At 64.7% G+C, this 249-nt stretch carries 1 protein-coding gene; it reads left to right on the top strand.

Features of this window, described 5'->3' with window-relative positions; translation table 11 throughout:
• A partial coding sequence (locus NDO48_RS29420; protein ID WP_267322944.1) for a hypothetical protein occupies positions 1–249 on the top strand: 249 nt, incomplete at both ends.

Here is a 249-nt window from a genome sequence, read left to right as displayed (position 1 = left end):
GGGTTGAAGGAGCCGGTGCAGGTGGTGCAGCGGCAGGCTGAGCTGAAGCTGCAATGGCTGGAAGAAAACCAGGCCAGCGCCTCGAGCATCGTCGAACGCCTGGAAGCTCGAGTCAGCCCTGCTCACTACCGCATCGACGTGCAACAGGCTCCGATGATTCACGCGATCGCAGCCCACGACCCGCAGCAAGGCCGCTGGCTGCTGCAGCTGCCCAGCCACCACATGGTGCTGGACCACACCACGCTGGAC

The sequence above is a fragment of the Aminobacter sp. MET-1 genome (assembly GCF_026521175.1).
GTDB lineage: Bacteria > Pseudomonadota > Alphaproteobacteria > Rhizobiales > Rhizobiaceae > Aminobacter.
This window is presented reverse-complemented; position numbering and strand designations above follow the sequence as displayed.